Origin of the sequence: Thermogutta sp., from assembly GCF_014359955.1 — a bacterium.
GTDB lineage: Bacteria > Planctomycetota > Planctomycetia > Pirellulales > Thermoguttaceae > Thermogutta.
This window is the reverse complement of the sequence record NZ_JACIYL010000298.1, coordinates 1-4850: the sequence shown is the minus strand read 5'-3', so window position 1 is coordinate 4850 and position 4850 is coordinate 1. Positions and strand designations below refer to the sequence as shown.

Annotated in this window: 4 protein-coding genes; 1 reads left to right on the top strand and 3 read right to left on the bottom strand. The window is 58.9% G+C overall.

The features are described 5' to 3' along the window. A partial coding sequence (locus H5U08_RS10215) for a PQQ-binding-like beta-propeller repeat protein (protein ID WP_297032692.1) occupies window positions 1-1830 on the bottom strand: 1830 nt, incomplete at its 3' end. Between the two features lie 604 nt (window positions 1831-2434). Between H5U08_RS10215 and H5U08_RS10210 the strand changes: the two genes are divergently transcribed. Beyond that, window positions 2435-2743: a hypothetical protein gene (locus H5U08_RS10210; protein ID WP_297032690.1), complete on the top strand. Its 309-nt coding sequence runs from the start codon at window positions 2435-2437 to the stop codon at window positions 2741-2743. Window positions 2744-2845: 102 nt separating this feature from the next. Here the strand turns inward: H5U08_RS10210 and H5U08_RS10205 are convergent, their stop codons facing one another. Together H5U08_RS10205 and H5U08_RS10200 are read right to left on the bottom strand one after the other, a co-directional pair. Continuing rightward, window positions 2846-3304: a response regulator gene (locus H5U08_RS10205; protein WP_297032688.1), complete on the bottom strand. Its 459-nt coding sequence runs from the start codon at window positions 3302-3304 to the stop codon at window positions 2846-2848. 279 nt (window positions 3305-3583) lie between these two features. Then, a partial coding sequence (locus H5U08_RS10200; RefSeq protein WP_297032687.1) for a MiaB/RimO family radical SAM methylthiotransferase occupies window positions 3584-4850 on the bottom strand: 1267 nt, incomplete at its 5' end.

Below are 4850 nucleotides of genomic sequence, written 5' to 3'. Positions count from 1 at the left end.
GTGAAAGCCACCGTTGATATCTCCTACGTACACATGGCCGTTCCAATAACCGGCAGGCGCAACAATTCCTGCGGGTGCCTTCCAGGCCCATCGTATTTGGCCTGTTTGCAGATCGACGGCGTAAAAGTTGCCTTCGTTGCCGCCCAGGAAAACCGTATTGTCGGCCACAACCGGCGTCGCCGTGAAGGAATCGTTTTCGGCGGTGAAGACCCACGCCTGCCTGGGCGGCTGATCGAATTGCCCCAGCACCAGGCCGGTGGCCGTGAGCGTGCCTCGAAAAACCGGCCAGTCGCTTCCAGAGATGATATCCACAGGCGTCTCCGTGGACGCCGATTCGGCCGCACTGTCGTGCACGGTGCTTCCGGATGATGCACTCGGAGAGTCTTTATGTTTTTGAGCGTTGTGAGCGGGGCCGGCAGGCGTCTCGGTGTTTTCCTGTTTGACATTTTCCGAGCTCCCAGGCTCACTGAAGCAGTAGAGCGCCTCATCCGTTCTCAGAATGAAATCACGATCGACCAGCGCGGGCGTGGCCAGGCACCGACCGCCGATTTCGTTGCGGGACAGAAGGCGGAATGCATCACCTGCTGCCACGACGAAGACCACACCCCGTTCGTTGACGGCATACAATCGGCCGTCGGCCGCCACAAGCGAAGCCGTGAACGTTCCTTCCAGCGGGGCCCGCCAGATCACCTCGCCGTTGCCGGGGTTGTAGCAGGTCAGCCACTTCAGATCGGACAGAACATAAAGACGGTTGCGATAGACAATACCGGAGGGGATGTATGGCCCACCCCGCGGCAACTGCCAGAGGAGCCGGGCCTGGACCGATCTCTCCCCACCTTCCAGATGAAAGGCCAGGATCGGTCCATTGCGACCGCTCAGACTGAAAAGTGTCTGGTTGCGAAAGAGGGCTACGGGGGTGACGAGGGTTTCCAATCCATCATAGGACCAGAGTTTACGTCCAGTCCGGGCAGCGTAAATGGTCAGTCGGCCGACGCTCCCCACTTCTCCACCATTCACAGCCAGGTAGGAAACATTTTTCGCCAGACGGACGAGCACGGGCGTGGTCCAGCAGCCGGTGGAATCCCGGGGGGTTCTCCACACTTCCTCGCCGGTCCGCTTGTCAACAGCGATCAGAAACGAGTACTCCTCGCGGTCACACAGTTGGACGACGGTGTCCCCCACGATGATTGGGCTGGCAGCCACCCCATAGATGTGCTCTTGCGGCCCGAGCGGTTTTTGCCACAGAAGATTGCCCTGAAAATCGCAACAGAGCAAACCTGCCGAACCGAAAAACGCGACGATTCGTTCTCCATCCGTGGCCACGCTGGGCGACGCGTAGCCGTTCTTGGGATGCGTTTTGCCGTGGAGTCGGCCCACTTCCCGCTGCCAGAGTAACTGGCCATCAGACCGCCGAAAGGCGAGAACCATTCCGATGGGATCCCGGCCGTCACCCACGGCAGAAGTGAGAAACACATAATCGCCCCACACCACCGGTGAACTGTTGCCCTGACCGGGCACCGTAACCTTCCATTTGAGGTTGTGTTGCGGCGAGAACTGGATTGGTGGATGGGCCCTCACGCCGATACCCTGGGCAAGCGGTCCCCGGAACATGGGCCACTGTCCCAGGTCGGGGTCGGTTTCCAGGGGATCCGTTGCGATGGCCGGCCAGGGCTTCGCCTCGGGAGTGATGACCGGCTTCCGACAACCACTGCTTGTCCAAATCGTCCATGCGGTGACGACGAGGAGCGGAACGACGGTTGCAATCTTTTTGGGCTGGGGTGTTGAGTGCAACCGAGATCCAGTCGCTACTCCAGCGGTGGCCCTGTTCATTGTCGAGTCGATCCCTTTTTGTGACAAAACAGGAGAGTTTCTTGTCTCGCAGCCGAAAGGGGATTGGTCCCCAACGCGGCAGATTTCCTGCCATTATGGGATGGCCAGCATGGGGAGTGCCAGATGATCTGCCTCCCTTATCCCGGGTTTTGCGAAGATCGGTGAAAAGTCACAGGCTCATTGTGTGGCAGGGGCAATTCATGAATTGCCCCCAACCCCTTATCCAGCAACTGAACCAGGCGGTCGAAGGCTGGTTGATAACACAAGTTTTCCAAACGGGCGACCCGACCTGGTAAGAATGTCCCTCGGGAAGTGGACGTGAGAAGCACATCCCCTCGAAAGCAGACGCTACAAGCAAACGGAGGGGCACCCTTGGTCGTGTTCGCGGAATTGGATGCAGCGTGATCTCCCCATTGGTTACCCGAAGTTTTCGGCTCATTGTGAAAAATCGCGAGGAACACGAGTAGAGATACGCAGCGCGGAATGACAATTGGCCGGATTTTTGACCTTGCCGGAGCGGTCGGCTCACAGTAGTATCGCCCCGCGTGGAAGAGCTTTGACGTTGGGCTTAACTCGTGGGGATATATCCAGCAGGACGCCAATCATGGATCGCCGCACAGCTCTCAGGACGGTTGTCGCTTCCCTCTTGGGTGGGTGGTTGTTCCAGCGAACGTGCTGGGGCGACACTCCCGAGTGGTTGAATCCCGAAGTACTGAAAGCCTCGCTCCACACGGCGACGCCGGAAGAGGAAGGCTTCATCGCGTACGTGGTCGGATTGGTGAAAGCCGGGCGTTTGCCTCCAGAAATCCTCCAGTCGGCGTATCTGTGGGCGAAGAGAAAACCGAAGTACAAATTTCAGTACTTCAAAAGAGCGATCATTCATCTAGCGGCTGCCCGCGGCATTCGCCTCTGAGGCGTACTTCCGAGTTATGATCTCGGAGCTCGCCCGGAAGTCCAAAGGCTGTCGCCGCGCACGACGCAAATTTGTCTGGACTTTTTCGCCGACTTTCCGTGGTCAGCTTTCCAGCAGCCGCCGGACGCTGTCCAGCAGCCGATCCATCGCGAATGGTTTGCGAATGTAATCGTCCACACCCAGCATTTCCGCGTAGGCCTTGTGACGACTTCCTTCGTTGGCGGTGATCATGATGACGCGGACGGGGACCTTGCGGGTCTGACGAAGACGCTCGAGGACCAAGAAGCCGCTCCGCTTGGGCATCATCATGTCGAGGATGACAAGGTCCGGATTTTCGGCGTCTGCCAGGGCCAACCCTTGGTTTCCATCCCTCGCAATCAGGACCTCGTATCCCAGCGCCTCCAGAGCCACCCGCATCGATTCCACGATCTCCGGGTCGTCGTCAACCAGCAGGATTCGTTTGCGTCGTGCGGGGGATGCCGGAGACGTTTCCACCGCGGTCGCCGTCGTTTCATCCCGCACAGATTGATCCCCAGTGCTGCTCGACTTTCGCACAGCCATTGCCGTATCCTCGTCTCAGGAGGGAAACTTCTATCCGGCGGAAAGACCGTGTGAAGCGGTTAGCGTTCACGGATTTCCGCGAAATTTTTGGGTGGGAAACCCTCACGGGCTCGGCCGGGACGCCAGATCCAGAACCCGCATGGGATTAAATTCGCATTTTCTCATACGCCCCGGTCCGTTACGTGTGCCGGAGGGTGCACAAACCAGGACGGATGATCACTCCCCTTATGATGGCGTCTTGGCCGAATTATTTCAACACCGCTCCCCAAAATGGCGGGGCTACAGTTGATCCGCCGTGGCATTCAGGAGCGATAGAGCTGGTGGAGCATCCTGCGCACGCGCTGTGAGAAATTCGCCATCGAATCCGTCCACGCCAACAGTTCCCAATTCGCCCAATTCGCCCATATTCGCAGGTACCCGAACAGGGATGTATCGGTCGGACATGCCCAGTACGAACTGTGGCCGGCCAGCCGGATCGGTCACGAGGTCTTCCCAAAGGACCTGCAGGCGAGTCCCAATGAGTTCCCCGATGTAGCGCCGTCGCACTTGCTGCGCAAGGCGATCCAGACGGGTCGATCTTTCTTTTTTGACATGTTCGGGAACCTGATCGGGATACTCGGCGGCAGGGGTCCCCTCCCTCGGACTGAAACGGAAAATGTGAATCTTTGCAAATCCGACCGTTTCCACAACCTGGCAGGTCTCTTCAAAATCGGCATCCGTTTCCCCGGGGAAACCCACCATAATGTCCGTCGTGATGGCCGGATCACGGAGGGCCTGCTTCACCCGTTCGCAGCGGCGCAGGTAGTACTCAACATCTGCCCGGCGACGCATCCGCCTGAGGATTTTTGGGGATCCACTCTGCAGGGGGATATGGAGGTGGGGGCAGATTCGGTCGGGATTCTCCGCCATCAATTCCAGAAGCCGATCGCTCACTTCATTGACTTCCAGGCTGGAGAGACGGATGCGAAAGCGATGATCCACGCCGAGGAGCCGAGAAACCAGTTCGGCCAGATCCACATGTCGGTCGTCGCCCGGTCCACGGCCAAATAACCCCAGGTGGACGCCCGTCAGAACCACTTCCCGATAACCGTTCTCCACCAGTTGGCGGACCTCGAGGAGGATGTCTTCCACAGGGCGGCTCCACAATCCCGGCCGGACCTGGGGAATGATGCAGTACGTGCACGGCAAAACACACCCGTCCTGGACCTTGACGTATGCGCGGTGCCGGCGGGCAAAGAACGAAATTCCCGTGGGGACATCCACGAGACCCCGTCGGGCGAGACAATCCCGCATCTGCCGCTTGTCGGTGAGCACTTCCGAGACACCGGGCATGGCCGCAATTTCGTCCGCCGCTTTTGCCGCAAAGCAGCCCATCACGATGATTTCGGCTTCGGGATGTTCCCGGGCAAGCCTGCGGAGGATCTTTCTGCACTCGGCGTCTGCCTGATGGGTGACCGTGCAGGTGTTGAAAATCACCAGATCCACAGGGTCATCCCGCCCGGCATCTCGATAGCCGAGGTGCAGGAAACCCTGGCGGAGGTATTCC